At 68.7% G+C, this 18,978-nt stretch carries 19 protein-coding genes; 10 read left to right on the forward strand and 9 right to left on the reverse strand.

Annotated elements, in window-relative coordinates; genetic code table 11:
• The first annotated feature begins 37 nt into the window (after window positions 1-37).
• Window positions 38-448 (forward strand): SgcJ/EcaC family oxidoreductase, encoded by a 411-nt coding sequence (locus tag ACFFR3_RS44655; RefSeq protein ID WP_345408294.1) that lies wholly within the window; start codon window positions 38-40, stop codon window positions 446-448.
• A gap of 291 nt (window positions 449-739) precedes the next feature.
• Complete coding sequence (locus ACFFR3_RS44660) at window positions 740-1,465, forward strand: SDR family NAD(P)-dependent oxidoreductase (RefSeq protein WP_345408296.1); 726 nt, start codon at window positions 740-742, stop codon at window positions 1,463-1,465.
• 181 nt (window positions 1,466-1,646) lie between these two features.
• Here ACFFR3_RS44660 and ACFFR3_RS44665 read toward each other — a convergent pair whose 3' ends face one another.
• The 4 genes from ACFFR3_RS44665 to ACFFR3_RS44680 all read right to left on the reverse strand — a co-directional run bounded on the left by ACFFR3_RS44665 (window position 1,647) and on the right by ACFFR3_RS44680 (window position 6,267).
• Complete coding sequence (locus ACFFR3_RS44665) at window positions 1,647-2,420, reverse strand: helix-turn-helix domain-containing protein (protein ID WP_345408298.1); 774 nt, start codon at window positions 2,418-2,420, stop codon at window positions 1,647-1,649.
• A gap of 766 nt (window positions 2,421-3,186) precedes the next feature.
• Complete coding sequence (locus ACFFR3_RS44670; protein ID WP_345408300.1) at window positions 3,187-4,044, reverse strand: maleylpyruvate isomerase N-terminal domain-containing protein; 858 nt, start codon at window positions 4,042-4,044, stop codon at window positions 3,187-3,189.
• A 71-nt stretch (window positions 4,045-4,115) separates the two neighbouring features.
• Window positions 4,116-5,108: a hypothetical protein gene (locus ACFFR3_RS44675; protein ID WP_379485129.1), complete on the reverse strand. Its 993-nt coding sequence runs from the start codon at window positions 5,106-5,108 to the stop codon at window positions 4,116-4,118.
• A 103-nt stretch (window positions 5,109-5,211) separates the two neighbouring features.
• Complete coding sequence (locus tag ACFFR3_RS44680; protein ID WP_379485130.1) at window positions 5,212-6,267, reverse strand: hypothetical protein; 1,056 nt, start codon at window positions 6,265-6,267, stop codon at window positions 5,212-5,214.
• Between the two features lie 151 nt (window positions 6,268-6,418).
• Between ACFFR3_RS44680 and ACFFR3_RS44685 the strand changes: the two genes are divergently transcribed.
• The gene (locus ACFFR3_RS44685) at window positions 6,419-6,784 is read left to right on the forward strand and encodes a nuclear transport factor 2 family protein (protein ID WP_364382558.1); all 366 of its coding nucleotides are present in this window, start codon (window positions 6,419-6,421) and stop codon (window positions 6,782-6,784) included.
• Window positions 6,785-6,787: 3 nt separating this feature from the next.
• Here ACFFR3_RS44685 and ACFFR3_RS44690 read toward each other — a convergent pair whose 3' ends face one another.
• Window positions 6,788-7,192: a VOC family protein gene (locus ACFFR3_RS44690; protein WP_379485131.1), complete on the reverse strand. Its 405-nt coding sequence runs from the start codon at window positions 7,190-7,192 to the stop codon at window positions 6,788-6,790.
• A gap of 134 nt (window positions 7,193-7,326) precedes the next feature.
• On the opposite strand from ACFFR3_RS44690, the gene ACFFR3_RS44695 reads away from it, so the two are divergent.
• Window positions 7,327-7,734 carry a hypothetical protein gene (locus tag ACFFR3_RS44695; RefSeq protein ID WP_345408310.1) on the forward strand — a complete coding sequence of 136 codons (408 nt, stop codon included), beginning with the start codon at window positions 7,327-7,329 and terminating at the stop codon, window positions 7,732-7,734.
• A gap of 179 nt (window positions 7,735-7,913) precedes the next feature.
• On the opposite strand, the gene ACFFR3_RS44700 is transcribed toward ACFFR3_RS44695, so the two are convergent.
• Entirely contained in the window at window positions 7,914-9,065 is a 1,152-nt protein-coding gene (locus tag ACFFR3_RS44700) for an FAD-dependent oxidoreductase (protein ID WP_345408312.1), read from the reverse strand.
• A gap of 143 nt (window positions 9,066-9,208) precedes the next feature.
• Here ACFFR3_RS44700 and ACFFR3_RS44705 point away from each other — a divergent pair, with 143 nt between their 5' ends.
• Together ACFFR3_RS44705 and ACFFR3_RS44710 are read left to right on the forward strand one after the other, a co-directional pair.
• Complete coding sequence (locus tag ACFFR3_RS44705; RefSeq protein WP_345408314.1) at window positions 9,209-9,694, forward strand: MarR family winged helix-turn-helix transcriptional regulator; 486 nt, start codon at window positions 9,209-9,211, stop codon at window positions 9,692-9,694.
• 533 nt (window positions 9,695-10,227) lie between these two features.
• Window positions 10,228-10,365, forward strand: a complete 138-nt coding sequence (locus ACFFR3_RS44710) for a hypothetical protein (protein ID WP_379485132.1) — start codon at window positions 10,228-10,230, stop codon at window positions 10,363-10,365.
• A gap of 7 nt (window positions 10,366-10,372) precedes the next feature.
• On the opposite strand, the gene ACFFR3_RS44715 is transcribed toward ACFFR3_RS44710, so the two are convergent.
• On the reverse strand, window positions 10,373-10,849 hold the full coding sequence (locus ACFFR3_RS44715) for a hypothetical protein (protein ID WP_345408316.1): 477 nt from the start codon (window positions 10,847-10,849) through the stop codon (window positions 10,373-10,375).
• Between the two features lie 779 nt (window positions 10,850-11,628).
• Between ACFFR3_RS44715 and ACFFR3_RS44720 the strand changes: the two genes are divergently transcribed.
• From ACFFR3_RS44720 to ACFFR3_RS44730, 3 genes are all read left to right on the forward strand, one after another.
• Window positions 11,629-12,288, forward strand: coding sequence for a dihydrofolate reductase family protein (locus ACFFR3_RS44720; protein WP_379485133.1), 660 nt, complete (start codon window positions 11,629-11,631; stop codon window positions 12,286-12,288).
• 302 nt (window positions 12,289-12,590) lie between these two features.
• Window positions 12,591-12,779: a helix-turn-helix domain-containing protein gene (locus ACFFR3_RS44725; protein ID WP_345408320.1), complete on the forward strand. Its 189-nt coding sequence runs from the start codon at window positions 12,591-12,593 to the stop codon at window positions 12,777-12,779.
• Window positions 12,761-13,318, forward strand: a complete 558-nt coding sequence (locus ACFFR3_RS44730) for a LysR family substrate-binding domain-containing protein (RefSeq protein WP_345408322.1) — start codon at window positions 12,761-12,763, stop codon at window positions 13,316-13,318. Before ACFFR3_RS44725 ends, ACFFR3_RS44730 begins: the two co-directional genes overlap by 19 nt.
• A gap of 59 nt (window positions 13,319-13,377) precedes the next feature.
• Here ACFFR3_RS44730 and ACFFR3_RS44735 read toward each other — a convergent pair whose 3' ends face one another.
• Together ACFFR3_RS44735 and ACFFR3_RS44740 are read right to left on the reverse strand one after the other, a co-directional pair.
• Entirely contained in the window at window positions 13,378-14,049 is a 672-nt protein-coding gene (locus tag ACFFR3_RS44735) for a response regulator (RefSeq protein ID WP_345408324.1), read from the reverse strand.
• 8 nt (window positions 14,050-14,057) lie between these two features.
• Window positions 14,058-15,263, reverse strand: coding sequence for a sensor histidine kinase (locus ACFFR3_RS44740; RefSeq protein ID WP_379485134.1), 1,206 nt, complete (start codon window positions 15,261-15,263; stop codon window positions 14,058-14,060).
• Window positions 15,264-15,498: 235 nt separating this feature from the next.
• On the opposite strand from ACFFR3_RS44740, the gene ACFFR3_RS44745 reads away from it, so the two are divergent.
• Window positions 15,499-18,963, forward strand: coding sequence for a LamG-like jellyroll fold domain-containing protein (locus ACFFR3_RS44745; protein ID WP_379485135.1), 3,465 nt, complete (start codon window positions 15,499-15,501; stop codon window positions 18,961-18,963).
• Window positions 18,964-18,978: the final 15 nt, after the last annotated feature.

The raw sequence follows: 18,978 nt of genomic DNA on the forward strand, positions 1-18,978 counted from the left end.
GCGGTGTTCTCGGTGCACGAGCAGAATGAGGTCAAGCATGGCCATAAACAAGAGCGACGAGACTGCCGTCCTCGCCGTCGTCAAGGGCGTCCACGATGCGTGGAACAAGAACGACGCGGATCTCTTCGTCGCGGATTACCTCGATGACGCCTCCGCCACCCTGCCCGGTTCTTACATGGAATCGCGTGGGGAGATCCAGGGCTCCATCGGTTTCTTGTTCAGCGGCCCGATGAAGGGCACCGGGGCATCGGAGAAGGTCCGGAGCGTCCGCTTCGTCAACGACGAGACCGCGGTGGTCGTCACCGAGACCGGTGTGCTGCTCCCTGGAGAAAGCGAGGCTCCACCGCAGCGCACCTCGTACGCGACCTGGGTGCTCGCCAAGCGGGACGACGGGTGGAAGATCGCGGCCTACTGCAACAGCCCCATGATCGGACCCGGCCCGCAGTAACCGCCTGCCGCCGCGACCGTGCCCCGTCCTGATCCGACGGACGGGGCGCACTGCCGGCGGCCCGATCCGAACAATGATGCGGGGCCGCCGGGGCCCCGCGTTCAGCCATCCACATCTTCGCTTCTTCCATATTGCCGAGTTCGATCCGAGCCGTGGCCACGACTATCGGACGGCTGTTAGCCTCGGCGGTATATCGAGAAAGCCGTTTCACCGGTTTCTGCTGATTTCCGAGCCGTCATCAATGGCCGAATGCACGTGATTCTCGCCTGACCGATCAAAAGGAGCAGCAACATGAGCATCGAAGGCAAGACCTTGCTGGTGACAGGGGCCAACCGCGGCATCGGCCAGGCGCTGGTCACCGAAGCTCTGGCCAGGGGCGCCAAGCAGGTCTATTGCGGCACCCGCAAGCCGCTCGACCACTCCGACGAGCGCGTCACCCCGGTGACGCTCGACATCACCGACCCCGCGCAGATCCAGGCGGCGGCCAGCCAGATCGAGTCGCTGGACATCCTGATCAACAACGCCGGGATCATGCTGCCCGACGTTCCGTTCGACCCGTCCGTGCTCGACCGCCACATGGCGGTCAACTTCCACGGCACCAACGCCGTCACCCAGGCCTTCCTGCCGGCGCTCGTCAATGCGGGCGGGGCCGTCATCACCATGATGTCCGTGGTCGCGCTGGCGCCGCTGCCGCCCTTCCCGTCGTACTCGATCTCGAAGGCGGCTTCGTACTCGCTGACCAAGACGCTGCGCGCCTTCTACGGGCCTCGGGGAGTCACGTTCCACGCGGTCCTGGCCGGCCCCATCGACACCGACATGGTGCGGGAACTGCAGGTTCCCAAGGCCACCCCGCAATCCGCCGCGCAGGCCATCTTCGACGCGGTCGCCAAGGGCGAGGAGGACATCTTTCCCGACGCCACGGTCGCGCCTCTGGCGGAACTGTACGCCAACAGCCCGGACAAGCTCCTCGAGCAGCAGTTCGCGGCCCTCGTCCAGGAAGCGCCTGCCTCGTCCTGAACCTGACGAGCAGCGGCCCCTGGCCGGAACAGGTCTCCGGCACGACACCCGGATCGCCACGTGCGGTCCGGGTGTACGGCCCTCAGCGGGCGATCGATCAGGCGTGATGGCGGGGGCCGGCCACCGAGGAGCCGCCGCCCTGGAGAACGAGTGACGCGCCGACCAGCGCGGTCCTGGCGATTCAGCCGACCGTCGCCATGGCCGGCTCCCACCGAAGATCGAACGGGGCGACCAGGACGGGCGGATCGGTCGCGCGCGCGGACCGCAGACGCAGGTCCACGCAGCTGAGCACCGATCCCTGGCTGACATGGAACGGTCCCTGGGCGGCGATCGCGGATCGCGGCACGCTCAGCCGGACGCCGTCCGAGCCGGGCACCCGAGGGGGTGTCGCGGTGTACGCCAGCAGGTGCCATGTGCCGTCCGGTACATGCCCCATCTCGAAGACCCCTGGTTTGTCGAGGGCTAAGCTCCGGATGGGCGTGCCCTCCGGCACGACGTGGCGGAAGAGGCCGAGATACACGGTCGAATCATCGTACGGAGCACTCGCCGAGACCTTGCCCTGTATGACCGCGCCGCTCCCCTTGGCCGGCGTCCGCTCATCGCAGGTGCGGGGATGCGAGGTCCGGCCGCGCTGGGCGCGGAAGACTCCAGGAGTCACCCCTACTGAGGCGCTGAACCGGGTGGTGAAGGTGCTGACGCTGGTATAGCCGACCTTGTTACTGATCTCCGCGATACCGTCCGACGTCGAAACGAGCAGATGCTTGGCTTCCTGGAGCCGCAGCGCCGCCAGGAACCTCGCCGGGGACATTCCGGTGGAGGCGCGAAAGGCTCGGCAGAAGTGGAACTTGCTGAACATGGCGATGCGCGCCATGTCATCGATTGTGAATCGTTCGCCAAGGTTCTCCTGCATGGCTGCGATGACGCACACAATCGAGTCCTCGATGCTGCTGCCCACAGAGCAACCCCCGTAACTACTAGTCGTGGGTGATCGGCGGCTTGCCGGCTCCACTCCCCCAGTGAATTGCCGCGCGCCCCCTCTTTCTTAATTTATGCAACCGTCCGCTGCAAGTGTTGAACCATGTCCTTTTTGTGCCAGCTCCGTCGAACGGCGGGCGTCGCCGAACCGCTGACAGGCCGAAGCGGGCGAGGGGCACGGGCGGCGCGCGGCACAGCCGACACCTCGCCCGAAATAGACGACATTCACCCTGGTCAAGCGGCATGAAGAGCTGGGCCACCACGCCGGGGGCACACCTCAGATGGCGATGGCCCGAGAGGCGCCAGGCCGAACTCGGCGGCATGACAGCCGGCGGTTTCCCCGCCACAAGGACATCGTCAATACTGATAAGTGATGAGCCGGAACTCGAAGAAAAGGACCCTCGCCGACATTCTCAAGCGCGGCAGCGAAGATCGACTTAATGATTGACCATTCAATCCATTACCCGTGGACAGCTTCCATGACTGTTCGTAGGCGATCATTTTCCGGTGCTTTCATGCCGAGCCGCGTCCCTGCGTTCCGGACCCATCCTTGATAATGCGTGCGGGCGGCGTACGACAAGACCCTGACCCGCTCATCTCAAGCCGGCGCCGATCTGAGCACGTTTGAAGAAACGCCTCCGGTCATTCACCGGAGACCGGGCACAGATTGCGTCGCGAACGCAGGTAATCCGCGCGGCTGATCCCATACGCCTGCCGCGGGCTCGGACCTCCCTGGGCCCAAGTGATCACGAAGGGAGGCGGACGATCCGCATGAACGCGGGGAGCCTCCAAGGGCGGCGCCCGCCCCGCACGGCGACCTTGCCCGTCAGCGCCGCGCGGGACTTGCTGATGCGTCCGAACAACATCAGGTTGAGCGTGACCGGGTCGAAGGACAGCCGCACGTCAGGCCTGCCATTGGGCGGCTCGACCGTGACGGAACCGCCGGTCAGCGCCATGACTCTGGTGGCGGTGTAGGGAGAGCTGAACTCCACGGTGATGCGGCCCTTCGGGACGGGCCCATGCCCTTCCAGCAGCCGGCCATAGCCGTGATGGATCACCCCGAGCAGGAAGAGGTCGAAGAACAGGCCGGCCTCCTGCGGCGGCACCGTCCAAGGCAGCCGTGCCCCTCTGGCGATGTCCCAGCCGTGAATCTGCAGTTCGTTCACCATGTGGGCGAGCAGACCCGCATACGGGAGCCGGGCTCCGCCCAGCCAGGGGACGGCTGCGACCGGATCGACCGCCTCAGTGGCCTCCAGGGTTCTGGAGATGTCGGCCCGGATCAACCGTGCCAGCACCACGGGATCCCGCTCGGTGAACTCACCCAGCAGCACCTCGTTCAGCTGGGCAACCGAGTCGACGACGGTCTCGCGTACGAGTTCCTTGCCGCCCGGGAACGGAAACGGGCCGGCCCCGGGGTCGGTCATGGCGACCAGGAGCTTGCTCAGGGTCGCCACATGGGCCGCCGTCTCCCCCACCGACCAGTGCACCGTCGCCCTCGCCGGCACAGCACGAGCTGCCACGAGCAGCTCGGCGAACCGATCCGCCGTGGCGTCGAGGGCACGGCGGACCCGCATCCAGCTGTCCGGAGTGATGGGCACGATCATGACCTACTCCCCCATGGCGAAGAGCCGTCCCGATGTGCTGAGCCCGTGAACCGGCGCTCGAAGCCGGCCAGTCATGACCAGGGCGCGGTCGGATACCAGGGAATGATCTCGCGGCGGGCGAGCAGGCGGACGTCCCAGTACAAGAAGGTGAACGCACCGGCGATGATCAGCGATCCGGCGGTCAGAACCGCGATCCGGCCAGGCTTGGCCGTGAGCCACTGCTGTACCCGGCCGCCGGCCACGACGGACAGCACGATGAACAGCACCGCCATGATCACGATGTTCCCCACCGACTGCAGCACGAACGCCGCTGCCCCGTACAGCGGGTTACCGCTCTCGGCGGCGTCCCGGAACATCTGCCGGAACAGTGGATAGGGCCGCCCGATGAGGAAGCCGCCGATGAGCCCGCCCATGAACACCATCGGCGCGTTCGGGAACCGCCGTGCGATCCGGCCGAACGGATCGGGCACCAGGCGCAGTGCGGCCAGCCCCATGTACAGCATGCATAGCCCGATCAGCCCGAACACCACCATCGACTGCACGCTGCGCGCGGACAACGTTCCCGGCACGGTCGGCGCGGTGGAGAACTGCGGCATGCTCGTCCCGACGAAACCGACGATCGCGCCGTAGACCGCCGAGACCGTGACCATGCCCACCGCCAGCCACCGCAGTGGCCGTAACGACTGCCGCAACCGCCCCCACCGGCTGCCGACCCCGCCCATCATCGGCGCCACCGCCCCGAAGCAGGCGATATTGCACGCGGTGAATGACCCCGCGAGCCCGCTGACGAACGCGAACACGATCCCGGCCGCCATGCCGGCGATCGGCGCCTCCGTAGGCTCATGCCCGAGCAGCGTGCCGGCGACGTTGCCGCCGATCGTCTGGTCCACGAACTCCGCCGACCACACCGTCGTGAGCACGAACCCGATGAGGCTCGCGAGCAGAACGATCAGTCCGCGCCGGCGCGGGATCGCTCCGGTCACGAACATGGACGAGGCGCTGGTGTCGGGCGCTTCCCCCGCGACCGCAGGCCGTGCTCGTCCGCTGCTGCGTGCTTGCGTCATGTGCCTCTCCCTTCGGAACCGGCTCACAGGACGGCGCCGAGACAGAAGTGACCCGCCAGAGCGCCTCCTCAAGCTTGAAGCAGGCGGAACACGAGACCTTCTTTCAAAGTGCTCTGTTACTCGCGGCGGGCGCCGGTTCCTGTAACGGCCACGAGTGCGGTGAGGTCGCGTACGCGCGCCCCTGGCCCTTGCCGTCGAGCGGCCCGGTGTCGCGGGAGACGACGAACGAGGCCCGGCTGGGGTCGTAGGCCCACGACGCGTTGTGCAGGAAGCGTCCGGAATTGGGGAGGAACGGCTCCGGCGTCAGCCCGGCGGTGGTGACGAAGCGCCTCTCGCCGAGCACTGGCGCGCCGGCGTCGCCGAGGTCGAGCGTGCGCACGGCGGTGCCGCGGTCGGCGACGTCGCAGGACGGGTCGGGTGCGTCCAGGGCCGCGCAGTCCAGGCCGCTGTAGAACAACAGCAGGTTCCCCTGCTGGTCGACGCTGGTCACGCCGGGCTGGCCCACGCCGTAGCCGGCGGCGTTGTAGTCGGGTTCGTCGATGTCGACGACGGGCTCCGCGACGATGGTCCACGGTCCGAGCGGGGAGGCGGCGAGGGCGACGCCGATGACGTTGAACCGGCCGTCGGCGCCGTGGTCGTCGTCGTCCGCGCCGGTGAAGAACATCGCCCAGGTGTAGGTCTTCGCACCGGCGCCCGGCGCCGTGTAGGTGAACCGTCCCTTGACCACGTCGGGGTCGCAGATGTGGTACGCCGCCCAGCTCGGTGTGGCCGGATGGTACTGGGCGTCCCCCGGCTCAAGGCGAGGCCGCAGCGCCACCTGGGTGGAGCCCCAGCAGTACGACCCGTCCGGCCGGCGGGTGCCGACGTTGAACAGGACGTGGTCGTGGGTGGCGGCGAGCGCGTTGCCGCCGCTCCTGTCGTACTCGACGGTGTTGGCGCAGTAGTAGATGATCCGCTGGGTGTCGGACGTCTGCACGACGGACGGCGCGTACTGGTAGAAGCCCGCACTCTGATAGCGGGCCGAGCCCGGATATATCCCTCCGGGTAAGGGGACGCCCGACGAGCTGACGGCGGGGGCCCAGGCGTACGCGGGAAGCAGCGTGAGGCAGGACGTGACGAGGGTGAGGGCGGCGACGATCGACGCGCGGCGGATGAACATGGCGGGAGTCCTTCGCGGTGAGCCGGTCGGGGCGGGCAGTCGCTCACTCTACAGATCATGAAAACGCCCACCCCGCCGCTTCCCGCTTGCCCGGCGGCGGTTCGGCGCGCAAGGTGGAGACATCGATCTTCACCGGCAGGGAAGGGTGGGCATGTCCGACGACGAGGCACGTCACGTTTTTCAGATCATCGACGCGTTCGACCCGGACGGCATCGCGAAGTTGATGGCCGAGGACGGCACGATGGTGTTCGGCAACGCCGACCCGATGGTGGGGCGCCAGGCCATCGCCGACGGGCTGCGCGCGTTCTTCGCCACCATCGCGGGCCTGCGGCACCGGATCGTCAGGCATTGGCGGGTCGGCGCCGACACCATCGCCGAGACCGAGGTCACCTACCGCCGGCTGGACGGCCGGGACGCCCGCGTGGTCGCCGTGACGATCTGGACCACCCGCGACGACGGCCTGATCTCGGACTATCGCATCTTCGTCGACGTGGCCCCCGCGTACGCGCCGGCCTGACGCTCACGCGAAGTCCACCGCCGTCATGCCGGGGGGATGGCCGGGCGGCCACTGGACGAGTTCGATCCGGTAGCCGTCGGGGTCGGTCAGCCACGACGTCCAGAACCGCTCCCCCAGTTCCGACGGCGGCTCGGCCGTGACGCCCTTGGCCGCGAGCGCGGCGATCGTGGCGTGGAGATCGTCCACCTGGATGACGAGGTGGTCGACGGCGCCGATGTCCTCGACCGGCCTGGCGGGATCGTGGACGAGTTCGAGGCTGACGTACGGGTCGCCGGGCAGCTTCAGCATGGTCAGGCTGCCGGACTCCGTCTCGGGGACCCGTCCGACTTCGGCGTACCCGACGGCGGTGTAGAAGGCGAGCGAGCGTTCCAGGTCGGTGACCCGCAGCCCGAGGTGCAGCATGCGCATGCCCGGCAGACTAGGGCCCCGGCCTGCCAGGCGCATCGTGCGAACCGCGAAAAGTCCGGTCGATGCCCGCTTGCCGCCCTGTCCCCCTCCTTCGTCCGCGCCGAGAATCGGTGTTCCACCAGGAGGAGGCTGACATGGCAAGCACAAGATCGACGCGACGCTCGGCGGGCCGATCGGCAGGGCGATCGGCAGGGCGGCCGGTCGTCGCGCTCGGCACGGTCGTCGCGCTCGGCACGGTCGTCGCGCTCCTGCCCGGCGGGAGCGCCGGCGCGAGCACGAGCGCCGCAATGAGCCGGTCGAGCCTGGCGGTCGCCTGCGGGGACGGCCCCTACAGCGGCGGCTACTACTACGACTCGTCGTACAACAACCCCAACGCGTGCCTCAAGTGCCAAACGGCGGGCGCGATACTGGAGGCCACCGGCAACTGGCGGGCCTACTGCAAGCGCCGTTACAACCCGGCCGGCACGCTCACCCGAGTAGACCTCTACCGCTACTGCCTCGCCTGCCGAGGCCCCGAGACGGCCGCCACCGACCGCCCGTGACGGCTCAGGAACTGTGGGGTGAGGTATCTCGATCGAATGAGCGGCTCGGTGGCGGTGTTGGTTCTCGTGGCCCGCTGGGATGCCGCTGGACGATCCGTGGGCAGGTCTGGGAGTGAAGCGCCCTCGCCGAAGTCGGCGGAGGTGGGTGATTCACGAGCCCGTACGCAGGTGTCGCGTGCTCACTGGTGTTGGTGGCCGTAGGTCTTGGCGCGGTTCATCATGTCGCGCAGGTTCGCGGGTGCGTTGTAGCCGAAGGTCTGCTCGAAGGATTGGTAGCCCTCGATCGAGGACGCGGCGCTGCGGGGCAGCATCTGTTCGGCGAAGGTGGTGAACGCCGTGTCGATGTCGGCCGGTGTGGCGGCGATGGCCTGTGCGAGCTGGGCGCCATCGTAGAGGGCCCAGTTCGCGCCGTCGCCGTCGGGCGGGGTGAGGTGGGCGGCGTCGCCGATGAGCATGATGCCCGGGACGCGGTCCCAGGTGTGTTCCAGCGGCAGTCCCCAGATCGGGCGTACGACCGGCGTGGTCTCCCCTCGGGTGACCAGTTCGAGCAGCTCAGGCGCCCAGCCCTGACCCAGCTGATCGGCGACGAGCGTCAGCGCGCGCTCGCGGTCGGAGAAGTCGACCGACTGCGTCCACTCGAGCGGCTTCTTCAGTACGACGTAGGTGTGGATCACGTCGTTCGCCTCTCGGTGTCCGAAGATCCCCCTGCCCGGCTTCATCGCCAGCATCGCGCCGCTGCCGACCAGTGCGGCGCTGCGCGGGTGGTTCTTCTCGACGTCGTGGAGGAACGTTTCGACCCACAGGGTTCCCAGGTACTCGGGCATGGCGCCGTTGAGGGAGGCCCGGACCCGCGACCAGGCCCCGTCGGCGCCGATCAGCACCTCGGTTGAGACCGACGAGCCGTCAGCGAAGTTGATCACGTGCGGTCGGTGGCCGTCTCCAGGGGTGACCGAGGCGATCTTGTGGCCCCACCGGATCGTGCCAAGGGGCAGTGACTCGATCAGGATTCTGCGCAGTTCGCCGCGCAGGACTTCGGGGTTGCTCAGTTCCCCGTCGTCGGGGATCTCGCCGACGAGCTCTCCGTCGGGGTCGAGGAATCGCATGGCCTCGGCGCCCATGTTGACGATCGAGTGGAACTCGTCCATGAGCCGGCACTGCTGGAGGGCGACCTGGCCGTTGAAATCGTGGATGTCGAGCTGGCCGCCCTGGCTGCGTCCGCTGGGCGATGCCTCCGCCTCGTAGACGGTCGAGGCGATGCCGTGGACGTGCAGGACGCGGGCGAGGGCGAGTCCGGCCAGTCCGGCTCCGGCGATGGTGATCGATCGCTGCACTGTGATGGCTCCTTGAGTTCCTTCGATGGGCTTCGGGCGGCTGCTGGTTCGGGTGAGCCTCGGAGTAATTATGTCGCAAAACTATTATGTAGCATAACTATCTTGGGTTGCCATAAGATACCGGGGGCGTCGAAAGGTAGGTCATGACAGAGGCTGAGCCCGGTGATCAGTACGAGCAGGTGCTGGACAGCCTCACGGCCTTCACCGCCACGCAGAAGGAACTGGCACGGGCCTTCGCCCGCAGTGCGCGCCTGCACACCACCGACGCCGACGCCATCGTGCTCATCATTGAGGCGGAACAGCGTGGCCGGCCGCTGACGCCGGCGCGCCTCGCCGAACGCGTGGGCCTTTCGCCGGGTGCGACCTCGATCCTTCTCGGACGCCTGGAGAAAGCAGGGCATGTCGAGCGCGCACGGGAGGGCTCCGACCGGCGGGTCGTGACCCTGCGCTCGACCACGACGATCAACGCCGCTGCCGACGCCTTCTTCGAACCGCTGCATCAGCAGCTCGGTCAGGCGCTGGGTGAGTTCACCACGGAACAGCTCGCCCTCATCATCCGTGCCGCCGACAATCTCCGCACCGCCATGGAGACCTACCTCCGCGACTGCGAATCGACCCCGAAGGACTGACCTCTGGGGCCAGCCGCCGAGCGCAGCGTGGCCAACGGCACGTCCAGCGGACTGCGGGCCATGTGTCTGCGCCCCACCCTGCCGCGGGTGCCCGAGGTGCGCAGTGTCGGTTCAGGGCTCTGGGCGGCTGCTGTCGTGCCGCCGGCGATCGTCGCGGCGAGTTCGCGAGCACGGTCGTGGGCGCCGGCCATGGATGCCTCGTGCAGCGGAAGCAGCGCGGCCAGCGCCGTCTCGTGGGGGGCAGTCCAGGACGTGCCTGGGAGCACCGGGGCTGTAGCTGCCGCCCCGAGCCGAGATCACCACAGCGGGACGGCCCGCGCGAGCCGGCGTCCCGGGCTCGCGGACCTGGCGTGGGAGGTGGACACCCTGGCCGGGCTCCAGCAAATCCGCGGCAAGCTGCTGCAGGCAGGTGAGCTGACCGAAGAGTGCGAATACCATCAGTTGCGCCTCCCAGTCGGAGTCTCACGTGGGGTCGACGCCGGTCAGGGGTGAGGCGTTGTCGTAGGTGTGGGCCGTACGGTCTGGGGCGGTGCTTGTTCGGCGGCGGTGCGGGCAGTCTGCTCGGCCACCGGCTGGCTGCGCTGCAGAACGTGCTTCTGCTCCCGCAGGCGTGCGTGATTTTGCTGGAGCTGGTCGAGTTCGTTTTCGAGTGCGATACGCCGGGCGCGTGAACTGGAGTCAGGGGGCCGGCACGTCGAGAACGATGACGGGCGCGTTCTCCGCGAGCAGTTGATCGGCGTCGAAGCCTACCCCGGTGGTCTGCTCGGTGAAGGCGAACACGGCGGCGCACTTGCCGTCGAAGTCGTCGCGGGCCAGGCCGTCGAGCAGGGCGCGCAGACCGGCCAGAGCGGACGGGTCGCCATCCTCCTCCCGGCGGTCGCCGAAGACGAACTCCCGCATCCGCGCCCTGATCCGCCCGTCGGCCGCGTAGACGACCGTATGGCCGCCCTTGAAGTGCCAGGACGCCATCCACACACGGGCACCCTCACTGACCGTGGCGAGAACCTGGTCCGAGAGCCCGTATCCGTGGGTGAACTCCAGCAGGCCCCAGGCGCCGTCCCCTTCGAAGGCGAAGAGCACGGGCTCGTCCGCCTCCAGCGCCTCCTCGGGCGGGTAGGCCATGACACGCTGTTCGGGGTCGCGTCCGCCGTTCACGCGCCATAAGACGTCGTCGAGGCCGAGATGCTCTCCGAGGGGCTGCACAACGATCCAGCAGAGGGCGTCCAGCCAGGCGACGCGACGCAGGACATCCCGGTAATGATCTATCACCTGCATATGAGAACACACCGAGAGTTTCCGGGAGCAGGACACGGAGGCCCTCGGTGGGGCCGCCGCGTTCCAGCCAGGCCAGCGTGGCGCGCATGTGCCGCAGCCGGCTGCGGTAGGTCTGTGCCGAACTCGGGCCCAGTCCCCGGCAGCAGCGGCGCCGATGACACGATGATGTCCACAGCGCGCACCTGCTTGCATCTGATCCTTTCGCGGACGCAGGACGCCTGCTCGCCAGCCTGCGCGGACCGGAGACGAGGGCGGCCACCGCACCGGTCCCGCCGTACGCCACCGAGTTCCTCAGGGGTCGATTCACGCTCGGTACGGTTTCTTCGGCCACATGTGGCAGCCTCGATCATCGACGGGTATGTGCCGTTCCAGTGACGGACTCGGGCAGAGTCATCATCGGCGGTGAGGACCGCGCCTCGGGGACGAGGAGGACGTCGCCGGGTATCCTGAGGCGGCCCGACCCTGCGTACCCTCCAGCGTCGATACCGTGCGATCACTGGACTGTCGCGAACCGCCGTGATGCAGATCGACCGCGCGAACGCCGCGACCATGCCGCGATGTCGTTCCTGTACAAGACTCACCCGGGGCCCGGCAGCTAGCGTCTGCCTGCCGGTCAGCCCTGACCGGCAGTCCGCGACCCGAATACCCGGGGGAGAATCGTGCTGCTCAGCGTCAACACCTTCATCAGCCTCGACGGCGTCATGCAAGGGCCCGGAGCCCCCGACGAGGACCGCTCCGACGGCTTCGACCGCGGCGGCTGGCTCGTTCCGCACGCCTCGGCGCACACCAACGAGGTCGTCGAGAGCTGGTTTCGTGCGGCCGGCGCCTTCCTCTTCGGCCGTACGAGCTTCGATCTGCTCGGCGGGTATTGGCCGAAGGTCACCGAGCCTGACGACCTGATCGCCACCAAGCTCAACACGCTGCCAAAGTATGTCGTCAGCTCGACGCTGACCGACCAGGAAGCCGGCTGGAGCCCGACGACTGTCCTGCGCGGTGAACTGGTCGACGAGGTGCGCCGCCTCAAGGAGCTTCCCGGTATGGAGCTCCAGGTTCACGGAAGCTGGAAGCTGGTGCAGACGCTGCATCAGGCCGGACTTGTCGACCTCTACCGGCTGCTCCAATACCCAGTCGTCGTCGGGACGGGGAAGCACCTGTTCCCGGGCGGATCGACACCCGCGACGTTCACCACCGTGGACGAGAAGTCGCGCGTGCTGCCCGGCGGCGTCGTCTCACTGACCCTCAAGCCCGCAAGTCTCGGAGCGATCACCGCGGGTGCGTACACCGTGGACGAGGGACGCTCGGCGACAGTCCTCAGCTGACACTGGTGTCCACCCGGCTTCGGGGATGCTGATCGCCGGCCAGAGCGAAGGAGCCCCGCCGTACGGCGGGGCTCCCGGGTGCGTCAGATCAGGGAGTAGTCCGTATCCAGCGTCGGCGACAGTTCTCCACTACCCTCACGCCCCTGCTGTTCGGCACGGCATCCGCCTGGTCGACCGCGCGGCGTCGGTGATGCCTCAGCGGCCATGGCGATGGCCTACAGGACCGGGCCCCCTGTAGCCGGTTCCCCTTTGACCTCAACTCCGTTGTCCTGCATGTCGGCCAGAGGGAGCATGGGGGTGACATGCTGGAGCGCCACGAGCTGGAGGCGTTCTTGACCCTGGCCGAGGAGTTGCACTTCGGCCGCACCGCCGAGCGCCTGCGCGTGTCCACCGCCCGGATCAGCCAGACGATCGCCAAGCTGGAGCGCCGAACCGGCGTGCCGTTGTTCTGCTGCTCGCCGGGGCCGCCGAGTTGTTCCGCCGTCGCCTGACGGACTGCGATGTTCAGCTCCGCGAAGCGCAGATAGTCGACCTGATGCCCTGGCTGCGCGATGGCCAGGTCGACCTCGCGCTGGGCACGTTCCCCATCGACGAGCCGGGCATCGTCACCGGTCCGGTGCTGGTGTCCGAGATGCGCATGCTCGCCGTGCCGTCCCAGCATCCGTTCGCCCGCCGTACGTCGGTCTCGCTCGACGATCTCGCCAGGGTGAAGCTCCTCCAGTTGCCGGACACGCTGCCGATCTCGCTGCGCGAGGACCGCACTCCGCGCGCCACTCCTGCGGGACGGCCGATCGACCCCGGCCCCTCGGCCTCGACGTTCAACGAGATGCTCACCCTCATCGGCGCCGGCCACGGCGCCTTCCCCGTCGGCGCCCAGGCCAGGCGCTACTACGCACGCCCCGACGTCGCCTACGTCCCCATCAGCGACGCCCCGCCACTGCGATGGGGCCTGCTGTGGCGGGCCGACGGCGCCACCGCTCGGGCCCGCGCCTTCGCCGAGGCCGCGCACGACCTGGTCAGCTCCTCCTGACCGCGGTGTCCACGTTCGGACGGTCCTCGGATCAGCGTCACTCGTAGTCCGTTCTTCAGTCACCTCGGGGAGGGCGTCTCCTGGCCGGGGACGACGAGGCCGGACTCGTAGGCCAGGGCCACGGCCTGGGCGCGGCTGCCGAGGCCGAGCTTGGCCATGGCGCGGTTGAGGTGCGTCTTGACGGTGGCCTCGCTGACGCTCAGGAGGGCGGCGATCTCGGCGTTGGACAGCGCGTGCCCGACCAGTTGCAGCACCTCGCTCTCGCGGGCGGTGAGCAGGTCCAGCGCGGGAGAGCGCGGGGCGGCGGCCGGGACGGTCCGATGGGTGTAGGCCTCGATGAGGCGGCGGGTGACGCTGGGCGAGAAGAGCATGTCGCCGGAGGCGATGGTCTGGATGGCGGCGATGAGCCGTTCGGGCGGGGTGTCCTTGAGCAGGAAGCCCGAGGCGCCGACGCGCAGGGCGTTGTAGACGTACTTGTCGAGGTCGAACGTGGTCAGGATGAGCACCCGAGGCCGGTGATCGCCGTCCGCGGACAGGATGCGCTCGGTCGCCGTGACGCCGTTCATGCCCGGCATCCTGATGTCCATGAGGATCACGTCGGGGTGGGTGGCCGCCGCGAGGGAGATGGCTTCCTCGCCGCCGGCCGCCTCGCCGACGACGTCGAGTTCGGGCACGGCACGCAGCAGCGCCGTCAGTCCGGCACGGACGAGAATCTGATCGTCGACGACCATTACCTTGATCATGTGTCCGGTTCCGTGGAGGACAGGGGCAGGGTGACCACGACCTCGAATCCGCCTGACGGTCTTGCTCCGGCTGTGATCGTTCCCTTGTAGAGCTTGACGCGTTCGCGCATGCCGATCAAGCCGTGACCGCCCTCCTCGGCGGGGACGGCCGTCCCGCCCCCGTCGTCGGTGACGCGTAACTCCAGCTCGGCGCCGTACGTCAGGGAGACCCGCGCCGTTGCGGGGCCCGCGTGTTTGAGCACGTTGGTGAGGCACTCCTGAACGACCCGGTACGCGCACAGGTCGATGCCGGACGGCAGCGGGCGCACGTCGCCGGTGATCGAGACCTGGACCGGCACACCGGCCGAGCGCATCCGTTCGACCAGAGGTCCGAGCCGTTGCAGGCCGGGTGCCGGGTCGTAGCCGTCGGCCTCGTCGTCGGGCTCGATGCGCAGGACGGACAGCAGCCGTCTCATCTCGCCCATGACCTCGCTGCTGGTGTCGGCGATGGTGGTGAGCGCGCCGCGCGCGGTCGCGGGGTCGGAGGCGAAGACGTAGCGGGCGAGCCCGGCCTGGATGACGATGACCGACATGTGGTGGGCGACCACGTCGTGCAGCTCGCGGGCGATGTGCACCCGTTCCTCGGTGACGGCGCGGCGCGCCTTCTCGTCCTGCTCGTGATGGAGTCGTTCGGTGAGGTAGCCGAGCCGCCTGTTGCGTTCGATCAGCATCCTGGTGCTGTTGCCGAACGTCCAGGCGACGGCGACGAGGAGGCTCGCCTGCGCGATGTTCATCGCCGTGAACGCGGGCGGGGCGAGGAACGCCGCGTGCCACCAGGAGACGGCCACGGGCAGCGTGCACGGGATCGACACGAGCGGGCGCGTCCGGCTGGCCACGGTGTAGAGCGCCAGCAGCGATGGCGCCTCGTTCAGCCGGGAATCGTAACCGGCCGCGTGCAGGACGATCGCCATGGCGCAGCAGATCCCCAGCACCGTGAGAGGCGTGCGCCGTCGCCACGCCAGCGCGAGGTTGGTCACCAGCGTCAACCCGACGCCGACGCCGTCCAGCGGGCGCCGCGCGTAGCCCGGCTCGGCCGCGTCCCCGGACAGGTTGAACCCGAACGCCACAGTGGTGCCGGCCACGATGACGCTGAATATCAGATCGGTGAGGAAGGGGTTCGCGATGGCGAGCCGTCTGAGGGACGACACCACCTTTGCGCGCATCAGCGCATGGTAGCCGCCGTCGACCTGGTTCCACATCAATTGCCTGGCTGACAGCCGCTACAACCTGGGCGGTAGACGAGCGGGCGCCGTACCGCAGCCGGTTGACCTTTGCGGCATGGCCGTACGGCGGACGTTTCAGCGATCCTCAGGTCTCAGGTTGACGCTCTCAAATCCGAAATTTCCTTAGATGGTGCGAGCCGAGATCATCACCGGACGCAGACCCTCAGGAGACTTCATGCGTCGCAGCCCCCGCGCGCTCCTCGCCGTGGTCATGTCGTTATGGTCCTGCGGCCTGGCCGCCGGTGGCGTCCTGCCCGCCGCGCCCGCCGCGCTGGCCGCGGCGGCGGACACGCCGCCACGGACCGAGGCGGAGGCCCTGGACCAGGCACGCAGCAGCGAGCAGCGGGTGGAGGTGCTGTCGCTGCGTACGGAGAACCGTCAGGTGTTCGCCAACCCCGACGGCTCCTTCACCTCACAGACCTCGGCACTGCCGGAGCGGGTACGGCGGGGAGGCGGCTGGGCCGACGTCGACACGACACTGGTCCTCGCGGCGGACGGAACCGTCCACACCACGGCGACCCCGCTGGATCTCACCTTCTCCGGTGGCGGGACGGCCGCTTTGGCCACCATCGGCGAGGGCGGCCGTTCGGTGGCGATGACGTGGCCGGGAAGCCTGCCGAAGCCGACGCTGGACGGCGACACGGCGACGTACGGCGAGGTCCTTCCGGGCGTCGACCTGAAGGTGACCGCGTCGGTGCTCGGCTTCTCCGAGGTGCTCGTGGTCAAGAACCGGGACGCCGCCGCCAACCCCGCGCTGGACAAGCTCGACTTCGGCATGCGCGCGACCGGGCTGACGGTACGCAGGACGGCGACCGGCGGCCTGAGCGCCGTGACGCCGGCGGGATCGGAGATCTTCCACGCGCCGCCGCCGCGCATGTGGGACTCCTCCGGGACGGCGGCCGCGCCGTCGTCGCTGGTGGCGGGGCCGCGTCGCGAGGGCAGACAGGCGGTCATGGGCGTCGACGTGGCGCAGGACCGCATCGCGCTCATGCCGGACAAGAAGCTGCTGACCGCTCCCGACACCACCTTCCCGGTGTACATCGATCCGCAGTGGTCGGGCTCCAAGCTGGCCTGGACGTACGTGGACAAGGCATACCCCTCCCAGGAGTACTGGAACTCCAGCCACATGCCGGAGGCGGGCAACTACGGCAGCGGCCTGAAGCGATCGTTCTTCCGGATGGACTCCGACAACGTCAACGGCAAGCACATCCTCAAGGCCACGTTCCGCATCACGCAGGTCAAGTCCTGGGGCTGCACCTCCAGCCCGCAGGCCGTGCAGCTCTGGCGTACCGGCGGCATCTCCAGCTCGACGAACTGGAGTCATCAGCCGTCCTGGAGCGAGCATCTGGACAGCGTGGCCTCCGACGCCGGTTACAGCTCGTCCTGCCCGGACAAGGGCATCGAGTTCAACGCGACCAGCGCGATCGTCAAGGCGGCCAAGGCCGGCTGGTCGAACACGACGTTCGGGCTGAAGGACTCCAACGACACCAGCAGCGGCACGTGGGGATGGAAGGGGTTCAGCGCCGCTCCCAAGCTGGTCATCGACTACAACACCCCGCCGGCCGCGCCCGCGGGGATCGGCACCTCCCCGGCCACGCCCTGCGTCACCGGAGCGGCCCGCCCGGCCGTCAACGCCGGCGACGCGGGCAGCCCGCTGCAGCTCAAGGCCAAGATCTACGACCCTGACAAAGCCAACGACGGCGTACGGGCCGAGTTCGTGCTGCATCACTACAACACCGCGACCGGCGTGTGGGACGACATCACCTCGACCATGCCAGGCGGCGGCAAGACCGCCTACAAGTACACCACCTCGGCCACCGACCACTCGGTCAAGCTGTCCGGTCTGGTCACCGGTCACAGCTACAGCTACAAGGTCAAGGCCTACGACGGCACCGACTCCAGCGCCTGGAGCAAGTGGTGTGAGTTCACCGTGGACACCGTCGATCCCACCACGCTGCCGAAAGTGACGTCGCTCGACTACCCGGCCGACACGCCGGACGCCTGGCAGGGCAGCGTGGGCTGGGCGGGCGGTTTCACGCTGGCGCCCGGCGACGGTGAGACCGACGTGACGGCCTTCCGATGGGCGCTCGACGACCCGGCGCTGGCCACCCCCGCCACCCAGATCGCGATCCCCGCCGGGCAGACCTCCGTCAACGTGCGGCTCGCGCCCCGCCACGACTGGCTGAACGCCCTGTTCGTCTTCCCGGTCGACCGGGCGGGCAACGTCGGCAAGAACGCCGCCGTCTACACCTTCTACGTCAACGCCGGGTTCGGCCCCGAGGGGCACTGGCGGCTGGACGAGACCGCGGGCTCCACGGCCGCCGACTCCGGCGCGACGACGCACCCCGCGACGCTGGCCGGCGGCACGAACTGGGTCGGTGCGCGGGTGGCCGGAGGCCTGCGCCTGGACGGCGGCACCGGCTACGCCAGCACGGACGGCCCGGTGGTGCACACCGACCGGAGCATGAGCGTCTCGGCCTGGGTGCTGCTGAACGACAAGAGCAAGAACTCCACGGTGGTCAGCCAGAACGCCGTGCGCGGCGCGGGCTTCCAGCTCTACTACTCCTCCGGCTCCAAACGCTGGGTCTTCAGCAAGTTCGACGCCGACGTCGACGACAAGACCATCGTCCGCGCGCTCAGCGACACCGAGCCCACGACGGGGATCTGGACGCACCTGACGGGCGTGTGGGACGCGCCGGAGCGGCAGCTGCGCCTGTACGTCAACGGCATCCCGCAGACGACGACGGGCGCCTTCCCGTACAAGCCCTGGGACGCGACCGGCCCGCTGCAACTCGGCCGGGTGCTGTCGCGCGGCAGATACATCGAGAACTTCGCCGGCGACATCGACGACGTGAAGATCTGGAAGCGGGAGCTGTCGGACGACCCGCGCACCGTCAACGATCCTTCCCTCGGCAACGAGATCGCCGCCATGGCCAAGCAGCCGCCGATCCAGCGCGGCTGGTGGAAGCTGGATGAGACCACCGGCACCACCGCGGTCAACACGACCGACAGCCGCTGGCCGGCGACCCTCGCCGGCGGCGCCACCTGGATCGGCGACGGCTTCGACGGCGGCGGCGCCCTCAGCCTGAACGGCACCACCGGCTACGCCGCCACGCCGTCGGCGCCGCTGCGCACCGACCACAGCTACGCCGTCGCGGCCTGGGTGCGGCTGGCCGGCGACGACACCTGCGCGCTGCCGAGCCGCGCGATGACCGTCCTCGCCCAGGACGGAGCCACCTACAGCTCCTTCTACCTCGGCTACCGGCTCATCGCCGAGAACGGCGTCGCGGTGCCGCACTGGTCGTTCTCGACGAGCCCCAGCGCCTCCAGCGGCACTCTGACGCACGCCACCTCGGCCGAGCCCGTCGACTGCTCGGTGCTCAACACCTGGACCCACCTGACCGGCGTGTACGACGAACAGGCCAAACAGATCCGCCTCTACGTCAACGGCCAGCTCAACGACCAACGCCCCGTCACCGGCGGCTGGTCGGCGGGCGCGCTGCAGATCGGCCGCGCCAAGTACAACGGCGCCGCCGTGGACTACTTCGGCGGCGACGTCGACGACGTCCGCGGCTACACCGGCACCCTGACCGACCGCCAGGTCATCAACCTCGCCATGAACCTCCCCATCGGCGGCTGACCCGTCATGCTCACG

This window comes from Nonomuraea salmonea (genome assembly GCF_042428605.1).
Classification (GTDB): domain Bacteria; phylum Actinomycetota; class Actinomycetes; order Streptosporangiales; family Streptosporangiaceae; genus Nonomuraea; species Nonomuraea salmonea.

What these genes read in the sequence shown, in the direction of transcription:
- ACFFR3_RS44660 (WP_345408296.1), top strand. Translation starts at nt 740, where the DNA reads ATGAGCATCGAAGGCAAGACCTTGCTGGTGACAGGGGCCAACCGCGGC.
- ACFFR3_RS44685 (WP_364382558.1), top strand. Translation starts at nt 6,419, where the DNA reads ATGTCCGACGACGAGGCACGTCACGTTTTTCAGATCATCGACGCGTTC.
- ACFFR3_RS44680 (WP_379485130.1), bottom strand. Translation starts at nt 6,267, where the DNA reads ATGTTCATCCGCCGCGCGTCGATCGTCGCCGCCCTCACCCTCGTCACG.
- ACFFR3_RS44670 (WP_345408300.1), bottom strand. Translation starts at nt 4,044, where the DNA reads ATGATCGTGCCCATCACTCCGGACAGCTGGATGCGGGTCCGCCGTGCC.
- ACFFR3_RS44690 (WP_379485131.1), bottom strand. Translation starts at nt 7,192, where the DNA reads ATGCGCATGCTGCACCTCGGGCTGCGGGTCACCGACCTGGAACGCTCG.
- ACFFR3_RS44725 (WP_345408320.1), top strand. Translation starts at nt 12,591, where the DNA reads ATGCTGGAGCGCCACGAGCTGGAGGCGTTCTTGACCCTGGCCGAGGAG.
- ACFFR3_RS44740 (WP_379485134.1), bottom strand. Translation starts at nt 15,263, where the DNA reads ATGCGCGCAAAGGTGGTGTCGTCCCTCAGACGGCTCGCCATCGCGAAC.
- ACFFR3_RS44675 (WP_379485129.1), bottom strand. Translation starts at nt 5,108, where the DNA reads ATGACGCAAGCACGCAGCAGCGGACGAGCACGGCCTGCGGTCGCGGGG.
- ACFFR3_RS44735 (WP_345408324.1), bottom strand. Translation starts at nt 14,049, where the DNA reads ATGGTCGTCGACGATCAGATTCTCGTCCGTGCCGGACTGACGGCGCTG.
- ACFFR3_RS44705 (WP_345408314.1), top strand. Translation starts at nt 9,209, where the DNA reads ATGACAGAGGCTGAGCCCGGTGATCAGTACGAGCAGGTGCTGGACAGC.
- ACFFR3_RS44695 (WP_345408310.1), top strand. Translation starts at nt 7,327, where the DNA reads ATGGCAAGCACAAGATCGACGCGACGCTCGGCGGGCCGATCGGCAGGG.
- ACFFR3_RS44655 (WP_345408294.1), top strand. Translation starts at nt 38, where the DNA reads ATGGCCATAAACAAGAGCGACGAGACTGCCGTCCTCGCCGTCGTCAAG.
- ACFFR3_RS44745 (WP_379485135.1), top strand. Translation starts at nt 15,499, where the DNA reads ATGCGTCGCAGCCCCCGCGCGCTCCTCGCCGTGGTCATGTCGTTATGG.